18 protein-coding genes are annotated in these 18,055 nt (G+C 66.0%); 9 read left to right on the forward strand and 9 right to left on the reverse strand.

Features of this window, described 5'->3' with window-relative positions; genetic code table 11:
- Positions 1-19 precede the first annotated feature (19 nt).
- The 3 genes from NWF24_RS05725 to NWF24_RS05735 form a co-directional block, all read right to left on the reverse strand.
- Positions 20-991 carry a Bug family tripartite tricarboxylate transporter substrate binding protein gene (locus NWF24_RS05725; RefSeq protein WP_258353351.1) on the reverse strand — a complete coding sequence of 324 codons (972 nt, stop codon included), beginning with the start codon at positions 989-991 and terminating at the stop codon, positions 20-22.
- A 129-nt stretch (positions 992-1,120) separates the two neighbouring features.
- Positions 1,121-1,990, reverse strand: coding sequence for an OmpA family protein (locus NWF24_RS05730; RefSeq protein ID WP_258353352.1), 870 nt, complete (start codon positions 1,988-1,990; stop codon positions 1,121-1,123).
- A 32-nt stretch (positions 1,991-2,022) separates the two neighbouring features.
- On the reverse strand, positions 2,023-6,201 hold the full coding sequence (locus NWF24_RS05735) for an ESPR-type extended signal peptide-containing protein (RefSeq protein ID WP_258353353.1): 4,179 nt from the start codon (positions 6,199-6,201) through the stop codon (positions 2,023-2,025).
- Positions 6,202-6,639: 438 nt separating this feature from the next.
- Between NWF24_RS05735 and NWF24_RS05740 the strand changes: the two genes are divergently transcribed.
- Entirely contained in the window at positions 6,640-7,467 is an 828-nt protein-coding gene (locus NWF24_RS05740; RefSeq protein ID WP_258353354.1) for a DUF7822 domain-containing protein, read from the forward strand.
- On the opposite strand, the gene NWF24_RS05745 is transcribed toward NWF24_RS05740, so the two are convergent.
- The 6 genes from NWF24_RS05745 to flgA form a co-directional block, all read right to left on the reverse strand.
- Entirely contained in the window at positions 7,468-8,259 is a 792-nt protein-coding gene (locus tag NWF24_RS05745; RefSeq protein WP_258353355.1) for a 4'-phosphopantetheinyl transferase family protein, read from the reverse strand.
- 279 nt (positions 8,260-8,538) lie between these two features.
- Positions 8,539-9,378: a winged helix-turn-helix domain-containing protein gene (locus NWF24_RS05750; protein ID WP_258353356.1), complete on the reverse strand. Its 840-nt coding sequence runs from the start codon at positions 9,376-9,378 to the stop codon at positions 8,539-8,541.
- 50 nt (positions 9,379-9,428) lie between these two features.
- Positions 9,429-9,851 (reverse strand): YadA-like family protein, encoded by a 423-nt coding sequence (locus NWF24_RS05755; RefSeq protein WP_258353357.1) that lies wholly within the window; start codon positions 9,849-9,851, stop codon positions 9,429-9,431.
- A gap of 5 nt (positions 9,852-9,856) precedes the next feature.
- Positions 9,857-10,315 carry a flagella synthesis protein FlgN gene (locus tag NWF24_RS05760; protein ID WP_258353358.1) on the reverse strand — a complete coding sequence of 153 codons (459 nt, stop codon included), beginning with the start codon at positions 10,313-10,315 and terminating at the stop codon, positions 9,857-9,859.
- Positions 10,312-10,635: a flagellar biosynthesis anti-sigma factor FlgM gene (gene flgM, locus NWF24_RS05765; RefSeq protein WP_258353359.1), complete on the reverse strand. Its 324-nt coding sequence runs from the start codon at positions 10,633-10,635 to the stop codon at positions 10,312-10,314. The genes NWF24_RS05760 and flgM overlap by 4 nt, the downstream gene beginning before the upstream one ends.
- Positions 10,636-10,709: 74 nt before the next feature.
- The gene (flgA, locus tag NWF24_RS05770) at positions 10,710-11,402 is read right to left on the reverse strand and encodes a flagellar basal body P-ring formation chaperone FlgA (protein ID WP_258353360.1); all 693 of its coding nucleotides are present in this window, start codon (positions 11,400-11,402) and stop codon (positions 10,710-10,712) included.
- Between the two features lie 219 nt (positions 11,403-11,621).
- Between flgA and flgB the strand changes: the two genes are divergently transcribed.
- The 8 genes from flgB (at position 11,622) to NWF24_RS05810 (ending at position 18,049) form a co-directional block, all read left to right on the forward strand.
- The gene (gene flgB, locus NWF24_RS05775) at positions 11,622-12,032 is read left to right on the forward strand and encodes a flagellar basal body rod protein FlgB (protein ID WP_258353361.1); all 411 of its coding nucleotides are present in this window, start codon (positions 11,622-11,624) and stop codon (positions 12,030-12,032) included.
- Positions 12,033-12,077: 45 nt separating this feature from the next.
- Entirely contained in the window at positions 12,078-12,479 is a 402-nt protein-coding gene (gene flgC / locus NWF24_RS05780; protein ID WP_256216791.1) for a flagellar basal body rod protein FlgC, read from the forward strand.
- A 59-nt stretch (positions 12,480-12,538) separates the two neighbouring features.
- On the forward strand, positions 12,539-13,222 hold the full coding sequence (locus tag NWF24_RS05785) for a flagellar hook assembly protein FlgD (RefSeq protein WP_258353362.1): 684 nt from the start codon (positions 12,539-12,541) through the stop codon (positions 13,220-13,222).
- A gap of 49 nt (positions 13,223-13,271) precedes the next feature.
- A complete protein-coding gene (flgE, locus tag NWF24_RS05790) occupies positions 13,272-14,492 on the forward strand; it encodes a flagellar hook protein FlgE (protein WP_258353363.1) in 1,221 nt (406 codons plus the stop codon).
- Positions 14,493-14,535: 43 nt separating this feature from the next.
- Entirely contained in the window at positions 14,536-15,282 is a 747-nt protein-coding gene (locus NWF24_RS05795; protein ID WP_258353364.1) for a flagellar basal body rod protein FlgF, read from the forward strand.
- Between the two features lie 54 nt (positions 15,283-15,336).
- Positions 15,337-16,119, forward strand: a complete 783-nt coding sequence (gene flgG / locus NWF24_RS05800; RefSeq protein WP_093077317.1) for a flagellar basal-body rod protein FlgG — start codon at positions 15,337-15,339, stop codon at positions 16,117-16,119.
- A 2-nt stretch (positions 16,120-16,121) separates the two neighbouring features.
- Complete coding sequence (locus NWF24_RS05805) at positions 16,122-16,838, forward strand: flagellar basal body L-ring protein FlgH (protein ID WP_375338468.1); 717 nt, start codon at positions 16,122-16,124, stop codon at positions 16,836-16,838.
- 119 nt (positions 16,839-16,957) lie between these two features.
- Positions 16,958-18,049, forward strand: a complete 1,092-nt coding sequence (locus NWF24_RS05810; protein ID WP_258353366.1) for a flagellar basal body P-ring protein FlgI — start codon at positions 16,958-16,960, stop codon at positions 18,047-18,049.
- The last annotated feature ends 6 nt before the right edge of the window (positions 18,050-18,055 follow it).

Here is an 18,055-nt window from a genome sequence, read left to right on the forward strand (position 1 = left end):
CAGCCGCGCCGGGTCATCGTCAGTCGATGCGGATGCCCTTGGCCTTGATCAGCCGGCCCATGGTCTGGGCCTCGCGTTCGATGATGGCGCGGGTGTCGGCGGAATTCGTCGTCATCGGCTCCAGCCCGGCATCGGCGATCTGCCGCGCCATCTCCGGCGAACGCGTCACCGTGGTGATCGCCCGGTTCAATTGCTCGACGATGGCCTCGGGCGTGCGCGCGGGCACCCAGAAGCCGAGCCAGGTCGACACGTCGTAACCGGGATAGCGCTCTGCAACGGTCGGCACGTCGGGCAGTGCCGCGCTGCGTTGGCTGCCGGTATAGGCCAGGGCCTTCACCCGGCCCGCCTTGATGTTCGGCAATGCCGAGATCGGGGGCTCGAAGCCCAGCATCACCTGCCCACCGATCACATCGGGCATGGCGCCCTGCTTGTAGGGAACGTGCAGCATCTCGATGGACGCCGCTTCCTGCAGCAGTTCAAAGCCCAGGTGCGATGTGCTGCCCGAGCCGTAAGACGCGAAGCTCACGTGTCCCGGCTGGCGCTTGGCCAGTGCGACCAGTTCTTCCGTGTTGCGCGCGGGCACTGCGTTGTTCGCCACGATGAAGGAGCCGCCCTTGAGCGCCTGCGTCACCGGCACAAGGTCTTCCTTCGGGTTGTAGGGAAGCTTCGAGAGAAGGAACGGTGTCATGGTGAACGGGTTGCTCGTCGAGAACAGCACCGTGTAGCCGTCGGGCGTTGCCTTGGCCACTGCGTCCGTGCCGATGGTCGACAGTGCGCCCGGTTTGTTCTCCACGATCACGGGCACCTTCAGCAATCGCGAGAGCTGGTCGGCATAGCTGCGCGCGAAGATGTCGGAGCCCACGCCGGGTGGCGTTGGCGTCACGATCTTGATGGCTCGTTGGGGCCAGGGCGCGCTCTGTGCAAACGCAGCGCCCATGGTGCACTGCAAGCCGGCGGCCCATAGCAAAGCCAGAGTGGTGATCCTCTTCATATGTCTCGTCTCCTGATAGTTGTGGGCGCATCCTAGGGAGACAAATCCATATCTGGAAATACTCATTCGAGATGCTTTTTTATACCTCCTTCGTATTGATGAATGAGTATGCGAGGCCCGCCGAAGAGTTCATCGCTGCGCGAAGACCTCGATCTCGACGCGGCGGTTCGGAGCGAGACAGTCGATCAGTTCTGCCCGCCGTGTCTGCGCGCATTGCACCTTCGGTTCCGACTCGCCCTTGCCCTGCACCTGCATGTTCTGCGCGGGCACGCCGGCCTGCACGAGATAGTCGCGCACGGTGTTGGCGCGCGCCAGCGAGAGTGCCTGGTTGTAGGTGCTGCTGCCGAGCCGGTCGGTGTGGCCAGTGACCCTGATCGTGTCCACTGACTTGACGCTGCCCTTGATGTCGCTTGCCAGTGCGTCCAGCTTGCGTCGCCCTTCAGGCAGCAAGTCGGCCAGCGAGCGGCCGTCGAAGCGGAAGAGGCCGTCGGCGCCGAGCGTCGTCTTCGCAGGAGCAACCGCCGGCTGAGCGGCCGCGGCAGGCCTCGTCACCACGGGTGGCTTGAGCACATCCGCGCAGCCCGGCCCCTTCCAATACATCCCGTTGGTCAGCACGTCTGCATTGAAGCGAACCATGTACTGGCAGGTGATGTACTCCGGGCCCGCGCCCGTGCGGAAGTGAAAGATGTAGTTCCATTCGCGCACGCCGCCCAGCCCTTCGCTGAAGTGCGGAAAGCTCAGCAGCTCGCGCACCTGGTCCTTGCCCAGGCCGGTGCGCATGTTGCGCAGGGCCTCGATGCTCGGGAACGCGCCCTGCTGCCATTTGGCCGAGTTCAGCGCAGGAAAGTCGTCCTCCTTCGGTGGGGGCGGGTTCTCCGCAGCGGCCCGGGCCTGCATCTCCGGCGTGATGGTGTAGCTCGGGCTGGCGCAGCCACCGGCCAGCAGTGCCGCGAGGCAGAGAACAGTGAAAGGGGTCTTGGCTTGAAGAAGCTTGTTCATGATGGAGTTCGTCCAGTTCATTCGTACGGCGATCAGTTGAAGACCCATTCCGCGCCCACGGTGGCGCCCACGCCGGCACGGCTGGTGGCCACGCCGCCGGTGATGCTCCAGGCGTTGTTCTCGGATGTGCGCCGGAAACTGACGCCCACCGCGCTCTGGCCCTTGAAGGAGCCCGCGCCGATGCGCATGACCGTCTTGCCCGGAACGTAGCTTCCGGGCATCTGCAGCGCCATGGCCGCGGCAACGCCTGCATAGGCGTTCTTCTCGACTCCGTCGAGGCGGTCGCTGAGGGCGTTGATGCGGTTGTTCAGGCCGCCGCTGACCGCATTGAGCTGGTTGACGTTGACCGCGTCGGTGCCCGCCACGCCCGGCGCCACGTTGTGCACGGTGACGGGGCCGGTGGCATTGCTACCGCCCATGGTCACGCTGTTGTAGTTGGTCGTACCGTCCGCGTTGGTGTCGTACTTGACCGTCGACTGGTCGATCACTGCCACCTGGCCTTGCACGCCCCGCAGTTGCGAGACGTTGACCGCGTCGCTGTCGGCCGTGCCCGCGGCCACGCCGGTGATCTGCCGGAACTGGCCGTTGGCCGCATCGCCCACCGACACGGCCGCCAGCGTGCTGGTGGTCGCGCCGATGGCAATGCGCTGCGCATCTGTGGCGGTGGGCGGCACGTAGCCTGCCACGCCTGCAGCAGTCGAAGCCACCGAGCCGGCTCCCAGCGCCACGCCGCCGGCTTGCGTCACGCTGGTGCCCGCACCCAGCGCCACGCCCTGCACCGCAGCGGCCGACGACTGCGTACCCAGCGCGATGGAGTCGGCCAGGTGCGAGGTCGCGCCCTGGCCGATTGCAATGCCGCCCGGTGCGCTCTGCTGCACGATGGCACCATTGCCGATGCCCACGCCGTTGTTGCCGTTGACCACGGTCTGCGGGCCGACCGCCACCGACTCCGTGCCGATGGCCAGCGAGTCGGCCGCGGTGGAGTTGGCGTGGAAGTACTGGATGGGCGTGACCGCGAACGACTGCAGCGCGCCGCTGAGCTGGCGCACCGTGACGGCGTCCTGCGCCTGGGTGCCGTCGGCCACGTTGGTGATCTGGCGGTAGGTGGTGGCGCTGCCGACCGAGAGGGCGCCAAGCAGCGTGCGGTCGGTCGTGTTGAAGGGGATCAGCGAACTGCCTGCGGGAATGTTGCCTGTGCTGCCTGCGATCGCGCGGTCGGAGACGGAACCCGCGCCGAGGGCGACCCCGCCGTTGACGGTCGAGCTGGCGTCCTTGCCCACGGCGACAGCGTCGGCAGCCTGCGCGCCGAGGTTGTCTTCATTGCCGCCACCGGTGGATTGGACGCTGAAGTACCTGATCTTGTTGGCAGTGACGGTGGTGCTGAGGTCCTCGATCGACTGATTGGTTGCGGACAACTGCGAGCCGTTGATCGCATCGGTCGAGCTGCCGGAGATCCGGCCGGCCGCCACGTTGGTGATCGTGCGCTCGCCGCCGAACGTGCCGACGCTGACAGTGCCCACCGGTGCAATGCCCTGGAAGTTGTAGACCGTGCCGTTGATCGTCGTGCTCGGCGTCGCCACTGCCGTTGCCGTGACCGAGCCCGCACCCAGTGCCACGCTGTTGGCGGTGCCGGCCGTGGCGCCCAAACCCATGGCCACGCTCGAGGCACCTGCGGCCGTTGCGTTCTTGCCCGATGCGATGGCATCGGCGCCGGTAGCGCCGTCGTTGGCTTCGTTGCCCCCGCCTGTGGAGTTGACCTGGTAGTACCTGGTCTTGCTGCCGGCCACCGTGGTGGTCAGCTGGTCGATATTCACGGCATCGGTACCTGCCACGCCGGGAGCCACATTGGTGATCACCTTGCTGCCGGCGTCGATGCCGGTCAGCGTCACGCTCGGACCGCCCACGATGGTCAGGCCGTTGTTGTCGATCTTCGTGTTGCCGGTGGTCACGGAATTGAAGGTCGGATCCGCCACCACATCGACCCTGATCTGGTTGCCCGTGCGCGTGACGGTCGTGTTGCTGCCGTTGGCGAAGTCCGCGGTCCCGCCCGGCGCAATATTTTGCGGCGCCCCGCCGTTGGCGCTCAGGTTCCACCCCTTGCCCGCCGTCGTTGCCACGTCGGCGATCGCCGAGTTGGTGGCGGACAGTTGCGAGCCGTTGATCGCATCGGTCGAGGTACCGGAGATCCGCCCGGCTGCCACGTTGGTGATCGTGCGTTCGGCGCCCGCCGAGCCGACGCTGACCGTGCTCGTTGGCGTGGTGCCCTGGAAGGTGTAAGGCGTGCCGTTGATCGTTATGCCTGCTGTTCCGACCGCGGTCGCCGTCACCGAGCCCGATCCCAGCGCCACGTCACCAGCATTGTTCGCCACCGCCGTGTCGCCGAACGCTACCGCGCCCGCAGCCAGCGCCTTGCTGGTGCTGCCGATGGCCACGCTGCCCTGGCCGACCACGGTGTTCTGGTAGCCGATGCCGACCGCGCCCTGCGCCGCCGTGCCGGGCACGCTCACGTCCTGGCCGCCGCCGCCGACCTTGTTGGTGTTGCCCATGGCCACGGAGCCGTTGCCGGTGGCGGTGTTGTCCAGGCCATTCGCGATCGCGCCGTCACCGGTTGCGGTGTTCGGGTCGCCGATTGCAACGGCGCCATTGCCGCTGGCGACGTTGCCCGAGCCGATGGCCACCGCCTTGCCACCGGTGGCCCTGGAACTGTTGCCGATCGCGACTGCATCTGCGGAGTCGGCGACGGTGCTGGTGCCCATTGCGATTGCATTGGCTGCAGAGGCCTTGGCGCTGTTGCCGATCGCGACCGCCTGCGCCGCGGATGCATTGGCGAGCGAACCCACTGCGGTGGCGTTCTGGCCGCTCGCAGCCGAGCCGAATCCCAGTGCGGTTGCGCGCGTGACGGTTGCAGCAGCGTTGTTGCCCATCGCCACGGTCCCGTCGGCCGCGGCGTTGGCTCCCGACCCCGCCGCGACCGAGCCGACTCCGCTCGAGAGGGCTTGATTGCCCATGGCCAGCGAGAAATCCGCCGAAGCATTGGCGAGGTTGCCGAGCGCTGCCGAGCTTGTTCCTGCCGCGTTGGCCGACGTGCCGATGGCTGCGGCATCGGCGCCTACGGCGTTGCTCCCCCAGCCGCCAGCGAACCCGCGCAAGCCGCTGGCCGTCGAGCTGACACCGACCGCTGTGGAGTTCGCGCCCGAAGCATTGGCAAAGGTGCCCAGGGCGCTGGCGCCGGCCGCGGTGGCATTGGCGGAAGCGCCGAGCGCGACAGCATTGACGTTGTTTGCGAGCGTGCCCGTCCCCAGCGCCATTGCAGAGGTGCCCGAAGCGACCGCAGTCGGCCCGACAGCCACCGCGCTTTGCCCGGTCGCCTTGCTCTGGAAGCCTATGGCTGAGGCGTTGAGCTGGGACGCCGTCACATCCGTGCCGATGGCAATGGCGCCAACCGCGGTGGCCCCCGTTCCCGCGACGGTACGCGAGCCGATGTAAACCGAGTTCAGCTGGGACGCGATCGACTGGAAGCCGACAGCGATGGCGTTCTGGGCGCCTGCGGTTGCGGTGTTGCCCTGGGCAACGGAATCCAATGCGGCGGCATTTGCCTGGAATCCAAGGGCGAGGCTGCGCAACCCGGTTGCCCTCGCGGTAACGCCGATGGAGGTTGCGTTGTCCCCGCTGGTGAGGGCCTGACTGCCAACGGCGATGGCATTGCCGCCACTCGCGGTCACGTCCGTGCCGATTCCGATGGAGCCCCCGCCCAAGGCGCCCGTGGTGGCCCCGGTGCGGGCGCCCAGATAGATGGAATTGACGCCCGTGGTGTAGGCCTGAAAACCCAGAGAAATGGAATTCTGTGCAGAACTGAGGGCGTTGTACCCCACTGCGAGCCCGCCGAGTTGTTGGGCTTGCGAGAGAGAACCAAGCGCCGTGGCCCCGATCCCCGAAGCCTGGGAGCTGAGGCCCATGCACGAGGCGGTGCTGTTGTACGCGTTGAAGGGTGATGCCGAGCAGTCGACCGACTGCGCCTGCGCCAGCGAGGACCATCCGGCCCCGCCCATCGCCAGCAGCGCGGTCATGAGCCCCGCGCGCAGGCGCCCCGACGGGGGCAATGTAAGCGCGGCACGACTACCGCTGCGCTTGCCGCAGGCGCGAGTGTTTTCCGACGCCGCTACCCAGGCGCCAAGGGATTCGTTCCAGAGCGAGCGATAAGTTGTGTTCATGAGCCCCATCCATCCGTTGGAAAACTACTGAATGGTCGTGAGGCCATTCCACTTTAAGAAACACTTGGAAATCATTATTTCTAAATAAATCTTAGGAGGAAGTCAGGCATTTGCAACTAGTCGTGTTGCATTTTGGAGCCATTGTGTTGAATTGATTTAAATTCTATATCGGATATTGTTAATGAATAGTAATATTAAAATACTAATGAATTAAATGGTTATCACAGTCGCTTTATTTTTTCAATGTAGTTATTTTTCTGAATCACTATTTTGATATCGGTAGCGATAAAAACGTGATGCCACATATTGGTGCATCATTGATTTTGTTGAAGTTTTTTCTTAATTTGCGATTTCCTGTGAATAGTCATTCAACCGGGCCCGCCTCCTAGAATCGGGCAGTAGCGCTCGAACAATGGCGCGCGAATCAGGGAGTTCCAGATGGCCAACCGTTCCTATCTCTACAGCGTCAGCAATCGGCCCGGCTCATATGCCGACCGCCCGGAAACAATTTCGGGCCTGTCCGAATGGCCGTACGACGTTCCGTTCATGTACCGGCTTCTCATGTCGGGCGATCCGCAGTTGTGTGCCTCGCTGGTGTCGGACGGCTTCGATGACGACGAGCCGGAGCACAAGGTCAGGCTCCATGCGATCAGCAGCAGCTTCGACCCGGGCTTCGAGCGCGTGCGGCGTTTCATCGACGTCGTGCGGTCTCTCCTGGCGGCGCAAGCATCGGCGCCCGAGCCACAGCCTGCCGTTGCAGCGCAGCCGGTGTCTTTCCTCGGGCGTCTCAAGCGGCTTGTTTCGCCACAGACGGAAACCGCCCCCGCTGAGCCAGCGAGTGCGTCCACGGCATCGGTGCATCTGCCGGTCTGGCTCGACGAGACGATCGCCTTCCTCGAAGCCCATCGCGACCGCTACCTGCTGCTGGAGACGATCGAGCTCGACACCATGTCCGAGTCAGATGAGGCGGCGCTGCGAGCCTGCGTGGAGCAGGAGATCGCGCGATGCCTGCGCGTGGGCGCCGCCATCGATGCCCTGCCGGCCGACATCGCTGAGGCGGGGCGGCAGCTGAAACAGGCAACCACGCAGAAGTGCGCCGCCCCGCTCGACGCCTTTTTCGGGCTGCGGCTGGACGATGACTGCGACAGCACCCGCACCGGCGCCACGGAACACCCGCTCGGCTTGCAGTGGTCGGAGGTGCTGTATTTCGGCCTGTGGAACCGGGCCGAATTCGAGGCGGAGCGCGGTCAGTCAGCCGCTGAGTAGTCAGCTGCCCGCTGACCGGCGCGTCACCGTGCCCTGAAATTCCCCGAACGACGCAAGCAGCGGCGTTGCCTTCCAGCACAAGACTTGCACGTCTTGCGGTTGAGTTCGCTCAAGACAGAGGGCCACGGCATGCGCGTTGTCCGGCTGAAGCTGCCAGAACTGCCATCGCGCCGCGGAATCTTCGAGGCTGTCCTCGAAGTCGATTGCCACGCTGTGGGCACCATCGAAACTGAAGGAAAACCGGTCCAGCGGCAGAGACAGCCCCATTCCGCGCGCCTTGATATAGCTTTCCTTGAGCGTCCAGAGATCCCAGAAGCGTGAAGGCTGAAGCCCGGCCGGAAGCTGCTGGAGTGCCTTCGCCTCCCTGGCGGAGAAGAAGTTCTCCGCAATCTCCAGCGGGGCATTCCTTGCCGTGTGCTCGACGTCCACGCCCACTTCGCGCTCCACCGTCAGCGCCGCCACGATGAGCGAGGCGCTGTGCGAAATATTGAAGCGAAGGCGCTGCGCCTGAGGCAGTGCGTTGGCGATCCGCGGGCGCCCATAAGCGTTGTTCTCGAATTGCCAGTCCTGCGGGGCGACGGGCGCATAGCAGGAGAGAAGCGAACGGATCAGCCCCCGCGTCATGAGATACCGGCGCCGGTCACGGGCGAAGTGAAAGCGTCCGTGCCTTTCGCGCTCTTCGGGCGCCAGCAGAGCCATGCCCTTTTCTTCGCAGGTGGCATCGTCGTCCTGTTCGGGGACGTACAGGTGCCACAGGTGGACCTGGTGCGAGTCGATCTGCAGTTGTTGCATTCGCAATTCTTGCTCGGGTGGCGCGATCTTCCATGACGCCAGCGTTCTTATTTTCCGGCCTTCAGTTCGGCTTAAGGTTGCCGGCCGATACTCGGGTTGACGGTCTGCTGGCGTTGGTAGAGGTCGCCCAGGCACCCGCCCATTGGTGGCGGTTCCTCGAGGCTGGCGATCGTCACATTTTCAAGCGGCCCCGGTTCCACGCCCGGTATTTCGTCGACGAATGGACGACCCGGCGCCGCCGCGGGGACCGTGGGGACGACTCCCAGGCCTGACAGGTTCCTACGCCCGGGCCTGGGAGGCCCGGGAGATTTCCCCCAGCCAGATCGGCTCGTTCGACGTATCCGGAAATCCCGAGTCGTCCACGGTGCCCGCAATCGGCGAGCCCGGCACATGGCGAAGCTCGTAGCCCCGTCCGTACACCGAGTGCAGCACGAACTCGCTGTCCTTGTGCAGCGACAGCTTTCGGCGGATGTTCGCCACGCAGCAGTCGAGCACCCGGCTCCTGCGCTCGACCTGCGAGTCCATCCATAGCGAGCCCAGCAGCCAGTCGCGCTCCAGCAGCCGGCCGGTATTGCGAAACAGCAGCAGCGCCAGCTCGAACTCGCGCGGCTTCAGGCGGATGTCCTGCCCCTTGTGAACCACCACCTTGCGGCTGCCGATGAACTGGTAGTCACCGAACAGCGCATTCACCGATGGCGGATGCAGCAGCGTTTCGTTGCGCCGCAGCGCTTCGCGCACGCGCAGCTCCACCTCGAAGTCGTCGACCGGCAGCACCGCGAAATCGATGCTCGCGCCCTGTGCTTCGGGCTCCGCCGCCAGCAGCACCTCGGCCAGCAGATCGCGCTGCAGTGCGTTGGCAACCAGGAAGACCGGCAGGCGCAGCGCCTTGCACATCGACGTCAGCACCGGCCACGCGCCCTCGTCCTTCAGCACGACCAGCAGCAGGTCGAAGTGGCTGCCGTGCGTGCGCGTTACCGCGCGCAGAAAGTCGTCGCTGCTGTCGAAGGGAACCGGCGTGCAGCCCATCAGGCCCAGACTGTGGCCCCACGCCTGCGCCTGGGCCTCGTCGCAACCCACCATGGCCACCTGGCGCGAGCCGCCGTGAGTGTCGTTGTTCATGATGTCGAAGGCTTCCGTGTGTTGGTGGTGGTGAGGGTGGAAGGGCCGCCTCAGCGGTCGCCCGCGCGCGGCAGCTTCCAGCCGATGCCGGCGTTGAAGCCCCAGTCCCGGCCAGCGTTGGCGATGGCCATGCCCCAGGCCATCTGTCCGTCGTCCGACAGGGTCTTGAAGCCGAGGCTCGCCGCCGTGTAGCCCTTGTAGGTGCCGACGGCCAGGCCCACCGTCTTCTCGCCGGGGTAGAGCGTGGGCACATACGCAGCCGTCATGGCCACAGCCATCGCCGTGCCCGAGTAAGCGATGCGTTCCACGTCGCGCAGGACCGCGGGTACTTGGTTCAGCTGGCCGAGGTTGACCGCGTCGCCCGGCAGGACGCCCGGCGCCACGTTCGTGACAAGCACGCCGTCCGCCGCGCTGGCCACGCCATGCAGGGCGGTGGCGCACAGCCACAGCATGACCAGCAGCCCGGCCCGCACGGCGATCAGCCCGCCGCGAGGCGGTTGCCGCTGCTCGCCTGTGTCTTGCGCACGCCGTCCGGTCCGTAGAACAGCTGCGCGCTGGCCTGCAGGAAGTGCAGGGCCTGTTGCGTGAAATCGAGATGCGCGTAGACCATCGAGCCGTTGCGCAGGTTGTGGCTTCTTGCCTGCCCGGCCAGCTCCAGCAGCGCCGCCCAGGCTTGCGCTGCGTCTGGGCCGCCGGCTGCCGCGGCGGCATCGGCGCCCGCGCGGCCAGGCCCGAAGCCCAGCGCCGCCTGCATGGCTTCGCGCTGCGTGTCCAGCTCGGCCATGCGGTCGAGCAGCACGGTTTTCTGGCCGGCAATGGCCGCCAGGTCGGTGAATGCGCCGTCCGACATCGCCTGGGCCTCGCGGTCCAGCACCGACAGGAATTCCTCGATGCAGGCAGTCTCGGTGCGCAGGTGGGTCAGCAGGGTGGGTTTCATTCGCTGCCGCCCTTGCCGCTGTTCGGGTCGAGCTTGGGGTCCAGCAGGTCGCGCACGCTCGCCAGCAGGCCGTCGGCGATGCGCTCGGGGCGGATCTGGTAGCGCCCCGCGCGGATGTCCTCGCGGATCGCCGCCACGCGGGCCGCGTCGAAATCGCTGGCAGTGCCCGCGGCGCTGGGCAGCGAATGAACGTGCGCGGAAGCCGGCGCCGCCTCCTTGGGGCGCTGGGCGGCATCGGCGCCGGTCACCGTAGCCGCGCCCGGCGCGGGCGTTGGGCGATGAGGGGGCGTGGCCGAAGGGGCGGGTTGATCGATTTTCAAGGTGATTCCTCAGGGGCTGACCCGTATATCGGCAGCTTGGGCAAGAACTTTAGGCAGGGCGTGCACGAAGCTGCTTACTGGGCGAGCTGGATCTGTCCCTCTTCGTCCGCCACGCCGCTGACCAGCCGCCCGTCGCGGGTCTTGGCCTGCACCACGGCGCCGACGACGGCCCCGGTCATGGCCTTGCCCTCGGTGCTGACGACAAAGCCCTGGCCCTGCGCCACGACCTTCACCGCCTGCCCCTGCTGGATGACGGTAACGCCGCGTACCAGCTCCTTGCGCAGCGGCGCGCCCGGCGCCACGCGGTTGACCGTCACCACCCCGGCCAGTTCGGCCGCGCTGGTGATGACCGAGCGCGGCAGCTTCGTGAGGTCGCCGGTGCGCTCGGTAACGTCGCCTGCGCCCAGCGGCCGGCCCGAATCGATGGCGCGCGCGGCAACGAAATAGCTGCCTTCCACCGCCACATGCGCCTGCACGAAGCGCGTCCACGGCCGCTCCGCCTGGCAGCGAACGCCCACCGACACGCGCCCCCAGGGCGTCGCGCCCGGCGGCAGAAAGGCTTCGGGCGCATCGCAGGCGGGCAGGTTGGAGGTGCTGCGTGCGTCGATGTTGATCGACACCTTGCCCGGCAAACCCGCCGTCTGCACCTGCAGGTATTTCTCGATGACCTTGTTGGCGTCGGCAGTGTCGGCGGCGAACGCGGACGCCGTGCAGGCCACGGCCACCAGTGCCGGCAGGCCGCAGTTGCGAAGCTTGAAAAAGGTCATCGGTGTGTGCAAAAGAATGGCTTGTATAGCGGCGCGTCATGACAAGAGGACGCAAGCCGCCGCCCGGAAATTCTAGAAATCCGCCCGCCGATCGAAGGTGCGAGCAGCAGGCGAAAACCCCCTTTGTTCGGGCGATTGCAAACGCGATGCATGCATAGACTCGCTTTCCATCTGTCGCTGCGCTTGCGCATTGGCGACGCCTCAACGGATGGAAAAAAGATGATCGACAAGCTGGATGCGGCGCTTCGTTTCAACCGCGAAGCCCTCAACCTCCGCGCTGAGCGCCAGGAGGTGCTCGCGGCCAATATCGCCCATGCAGACACGCCCAACTACAAGGCGCGCGACTTCGACTTCGGCTCGCGCCTGAGCGAAGCCGTCGAGCGCGGCCGCGCGTCGGCGCAGTCGGTGTCGCTGGCCACCACTTCGTCGCGCCACCTTGCAGGACAGGCGCAAGCCATGTCCGACAAAGACCTGCTCTACCGCGTGCCCAACCAGTCGAGCCTCGACGGCAACACCGTCGAGATGGACGTCGAGCGCATCGCCTTTGCCGACAACGCGCTGCGCTACGAGTCGAACCTCACCGTCATCAATTCGAAGATCAAGTCGCTGCTCTCGGCGATCCAGCAGTAACAAGAAAAAAGAGCGGCCGCCACCATGCCCTTCAACAGCACTTCCATGAACATCTTCAACGTGGCGGGCTCCGCCATGACCGCGCAATCGCAGCGCATGAACGTGACCGCCAGCAACATGGCCAACGCCGAGAGCGTGGCCGGCCCCGACGGCATGCCCTACCGCGCGAAGCAGGTGGTGTTCCAGGTCGAGCCATCGGCATACGGCGCCGGGGACATCGGCGGCGTCAAGGTTGCGGGCGTCATCGAAGACCAGTCGCCGCCGCGGCTCGTGTTCGACCCGAAGAGCCCGCACGCCAACGCCGAAGGCTACGTGGCGATGCCCAACGTCAACGTGGTCGAAGAGATGACCAACATGATCTCCGCCTCGCGCAGCTACCAGGCCAACGTCGAGGTGCTCAACACGGCCAAGACGCTGATGGTCAAGACGCTGTCCATCGGCCAGTAAACCTCCCGCCAGATTCGCCAGATTCATCAGATCCACCAGAACAGAACAGGCACCACGCCATGGCCATCTCCGACACCTCGTCCATCACCGGTCAGAACGCCACTTCAGCGGCGACCAGCAGCAACGTCTCGAACGAAGACAGCGAGCAGCGCTTTCTCAAGCTGCTCGTCACGCAGCTGAACAACCAGGACCCGCTCAACCCGATGCAGAACGCAGAGCTCACCTCGCAGCTCGCACAGATGAGCACCGTGAGCGGCATCGAGAAGCTCAACAGCACGCTCTCGGGCCTGGTGAACCAGACCAGCTCCAACCAGCTGCTGCAGGCTACCTCGCTGATTGGCTACAACGTGCTGTCGCCGGGCGACACGCTCACCACCAAGGCTCCCGAAGACGGCAAGGAACCTGCCTCGCAGGCCTTTGCCGTGGAGCTGCCCGGCACCGCCTCCGACGTCGACATCAAGATCGTCGACGGCACCGGCAAGGTCGTTCGCACCATCAGCGCCGGTTCCATGACCGAAGGCGTCAACGCCGTCACCTGGGACGGCAAGGACGACACGGGCGCTGTGGTGCCGGCGGGTGCCTACCGCTTCACCGTGGACGCCACCAACGGCAGCGCGACCGTGAAGGCCACCTCGCTCACCTTCTCGCAGGTGGCCGCGGTCAAGCAGGGCACCAGCGGGGTCTCGCTTGAACTGATGACGGGCAACAACATCAGCCTGTCCGACGTGCGGCTGTTCCTCTGAGCTTTTTCCTCAAAACGCATTCAACGCAGCATCGAACCAAGGAACCAACATGGCTTTTTCCCAGGGCATCAGCGGACTCGGCGTGGCCGCAGCCAACCTCGACGTCATCGGCAACAACATCGCCAACTCGGGCACCGTCGGCTTCAAGTCGGCCGCCGCCACCTTCCAGGACGTGTACGCCGGCTCGCGCGTCGGCTTGGGCGCATCGGTGTCGGGTGTGACGCAGAACTTCACGCAGGGCGTGACGCAGTCGAGCAGCCGCCCGCTGGACGTGGCCATCCTCAACGGCGACGGCTTCTTTCGCCTGAGCAGCCCCAGCGGCGAAGTCATGTACTCGCGCAACGGCCAGTTCACGCGCGACAAGGACGGCTACATCGTCAACGCATCGGGCCTGCGCCTCACCGGCTTCGGCGTGAACGCCAGCGGCGGCATCAGCGGCGGCACGCCGGCGGCCATCCAGATCCCGACCGCGGCCATGACGCCCAAGGCCACGAGCGGCATCAACGCCGAGTTCAACCTCGACGCGCGCCTCACCACGCCCACCAAGACGCCCTTCAACGCGGCCGACTCCGACACCTTCAATTACTCGAACGCCGTCGGCCCCATCTACGACTCGCTGGGCAACCCGCACGACGTGTCCGTGTACTTCGTGAAGAGCGCCACCCCCGCCAACACCTGGAGCGTGTACGGCACGTCCGACGGCGCGGCGCTCAACGCCGGTGCTGCGCTCACCACGCTGACCTTCGACTCCGCCGGCAAGATGACCGCGCCGGCCAACGGCCAGCTGAACATCGGCCCCATCACCTTCACCAACGGCGCCGCGGCGCTGAGCGCAACGGTCGACCTCTCGGGCACCACGCAGTTCGGCGCAGCCAATGCGATGAGCAAGCTCGCGCAGGACGGCTACCGCTCGGGCGAACTCACCTCGTTCTCGATCAACGCCGACGGCACCATCACCGGCAAGTTCTCCAACGAACAGACCAAGCTGCTGGGCCAGATCGTGCTGTCGTCGTTCGCCAACCCGAACGGCCTTGAGCCCAAGGGCGACAACGTGTGGGCCGAAACGCAGGCCTCGGGCAACGCGCTCACCGGCACCCCGGGCGAAGGCACCAAGCTCGGCGCGCTGCAGTCGGGCGCGCTCGAATCGTCCAACGTCGACCTCACCTCCGAGCTGGTCAACCTGATCGTTGCGCAGCGCAACTATCAGGCCAATGCGCAGACCGTGAAGACGCAGGACCAGGTCATGCAGACGCTGATGAACATCCGCTGACGCGGCAACAGCAACGCAGAACGACTGATACCAGGAGCACCCAGTGGATCGAATGTTGTATGTCGCCATGAGCGGCGCCAAGCAGGTCATGGAACAGCAGGCCTCGGTTGCCAACAACATGGCGAACGTTTCTACGCCGGGCTTCCGCGCGCAGATTGCCAACTTCCGCGCGGTGCCCGTGGTCGGGCAGGAGGCGCCCACGCGCGCCTTCGTGGCGGCCACCACGCCCGGCGCCGACTTCACCCACGGCCCGCTGACCGAAACCGGCCGCGAGCTCGACGTGGCTGTGAGCGGCGAGGGCTGGCTGGTGGTGCAGACGGCCGATGGCGCAGAGGCCTACACCCGCGTGGGCAACCTGCAGATCAGCGCCGACGGCCAGCTCACCACCATGGGCGGGCGCCCGGTGGTAGGCGACAACGGCGCGCTCACCGTTCCGCCCGGCTCCAGCGTGAGCATTGCCACCAACGGGCTGGTGGGTTCGCGCGACGCATCTTCGACCACGCTCACGGGCATTGCCGAAGTCGGCCGCCTCAAGCTGGTCAACCCGCCGGTCACCGATCTCGAACGCGGCGACGACGGCCTGTTCCGCATGCGCGCCGGCCAGCCGCCCGCCGAGGCCGACGAGGCCGTCACGCTCGTTACCGGCGTGGTCGAGGGCAGCAACGTCAACCCGGTCGAGGCCATGGTGGCAATGATCGCCAACGCGCGCAGCTTCGAGATGCAGATGAAGTCTCTGCAGACCGCCGACACCAACGCGCAGGCCGCCAACAAGCTGCTGGCCTACGGCTGATTCGCTGATCCGTAGCAGCCCGCCCCGCAACACACCCGCAGGATTCTTCAAAAAATGATTCGCTCCCTCTACATCGCCAAGACCGGCCTCGACGCGCAGCAGACGCAGCTCGACGTGGTTTCCAACAACCTCGCCAACGTCGGCACCACCGGCTTCAAGCGCAGCCGCGCCGTGTTCGAAGACCTGGTCTACCAGAACCTGCGCCAGGTCGGCGGCCAGTCGTCGGACCAGACCCGCCTGCCTTCGGGCCTGCAGGTCGGCACCGGCGTGCACGTGGTCGCCACCGAGCGCATCCACTCGCAAGGCAACCTCACCAAGACCGACAAGCCCACCGACGTGGCCATCAACGGCAGCGGCTTCTTCCAGGTGCTGATGCCCGACGGCACCACCTCGTACACGCGCGACGGCTCGTTCCAGACCGACCGCGACGGCCAGCTCGTTACCGCCAGCGGCTTTCCTGTGCAGCCGGCCATCACCATTCCGGCCAACGCCACCAGCATCACCGTGGGCCGCGACGGCATCGTCTCGGTGGTGCAGGCGGGCAGCACGAACACCGTGCAGGTCGGCCAGCTTCAGCTCGCGACCTTCGTGAACCCGACGGGCCTGCAGAGCAAGGGCGAGAACCTGTATGCCGAGACCGACGCTTCCGGTGCGCCCAACCAGGTGAACCCCGGCATCGACGGCGCGGGCGTGCTGAGCCAGGGCTACGTCGAAGCCTCGAACGTGAACGTGGTGGAAGAGCTGGTCAACATGATCGCGACCCAGCGTTCGTACGAAATCAACAGCAAGGCGGTCCAGACTTCGGACCAGATGCTGCAGCGCCTGGCCCAGCTGTGATGTTGCGGGGTGTGCGTCTTCTTCGTGGGAGTGGCGCGGCCGCGAGGGCGCTGCTGCTCCCGATGCTTGCTGCCGCGGTGCTGGCCACCGGCTGCGCGCAGATTCCGCGCGAGCCGCTGGTGCACCAGCCGATGACTGCGCGCGCCGACAACTACGCGGCTATGCAGCCGCGGCGCGCGCCCGGCGCGATCTTCCAGGACGGCCCCGGCGCCAATGCACTGTTCGAAGACCGCCGCCCGCGCAACGTCGGCGACATCCTGACCATCGTCATCAGCGAGAAGGTCAACGCCACCAAGAATTCCGGCGCCAACGCCAGCCGCACGGGCAGCACGACCGGCGTGTTCTCCGCCATTCCCAAGCTCATCGGCGGCCTGCTCGACGGGCAGGGCACGAATCTCTCGGGCACCAACAAGCTCGACGCCAAGGGCGGAGCCAACGCCAACAACACCTTCAACGGCGTGATCACGGTCACGGTGACGGATGTGATGGGCAACGGCAACCTGCTGGTGAGCGGCGAGAAGCAGATGGGCATCAACCAGGGCACCGAGTACATCCGCTTCTCGGGCGTGGTGAACCCGCGCACCGTGTCGGGCAACAACACCGTGCCCTCGACGCTGGTGGCCGATGCGCGCATCGAGTACTCGGCCAAGGGCTACATCGACGAGGCGCAGACCATGGGATGGATGCAGCGCATCTTCCTCAACGTCATGCCATTCTGAATATGAAAAACCCCCAGGCTTCGCGCACTTCGTGTCGCTACTCCCCCCCCCTTGCAGGGGGCAACGCCTGCGGCCCGGCAAAGCCGGTTCCGCGGCATTCCACGAATTTTTCGGCTCGCTTGCGCATCGCGGCGGTTGCTGTGTTTGGCGCACTGCTTTTTGCTCCCGCGTATGCGGAGCGGCTCAAAGAGCTCGCCAGCATTCAGGGCGTGCGGGACAACCCGTTGATCGGATACGGGCTGATGGTGGGTCTGGACGGCACTGGCGACCAGACGATGCAGACGCCGTTCACCACGCAGAGCCTGAACAACATGCTGCAGCAGCTGGGCATCACGATTCCGCAGGGCGTGAACATGCAGTTGAAGAACGTGGCGGCGGTGATGGTGACGGCCACGCTGCCTTCGTTTGCGCGGCCGGGGCAGAACATCGACGTGACTGTGTCTTCGATGGGCAATGCGAAGAGCCTGCGCGGGGGCACGCTGCTGATGACGCCGCTGAAGGGTGTCGATGGGGCGACCTATGCGGTGGCGCAAGGGAACATGGTGGTTGGCGGCGCGGGTGCCGCGGCCAACGGGAGCAAGGTGCAGGTCAACCAGCTGAGCTCGGGGCGCATTCCGGCCGGGGCGCTGGTGGAGCGCACGGTGGAAGCACCGGTGGGTGCGGAAGGCACGTTCTCGATCGAGCTCAACCGGTCGGACTTCGGCACCACGCAGCGCGCGGTCGATGCGATCAACCGGCAGTTCGGTTCGGGCACGGCCGAGGCGGTGGATGCGCGGTTGATTCGCGTGCGTGCACCGGAGCCGCAGCAGCGCGTGGGTTTTCTCGCGCGGCTCGAAGATATTGAAGTAACGCCTACGCAGGCCGGGGCGCGGGTGGTGGTCAATGCGCGCACCGGGTCGGTGGTGATGAACCAGGCGGTACGCGTGAAGGACTGTGCCGTTGCGCACGGCAACCTGTCGGTGGTCATCAACACTGAACCCGTCATCAGCCAGCCGGGGGCGCTCTCGGGCGGCAGCACGGTGGTGGCGCAGACATCGCAGATCTCGGTGAACCAGGGCGGCGGCGCGATCCAGATGGTGCGCGGCGGTGCTTCGCTGTCGGACGTGGTCAAGGGCCTGAACAGCCTGGGCGCGAATCCGCAGGATCTGGTGTCCATCCTCCAGGCCATGAAGTCGGCCGGCGCGTTGAGCGCCGAGCTGGAAATCATCTGAGGTCGA

The sequence above is a fragment of the Variovorax paradoxus genome, from assembly GCF_024734665.1.
In the GTDB taxonomy this organism is placed as follows: Bacteria; Pseudomonadota; Gammaproteobacteria; order Burkholderiales; family Burkholderiaceae_C; genus Variovorax.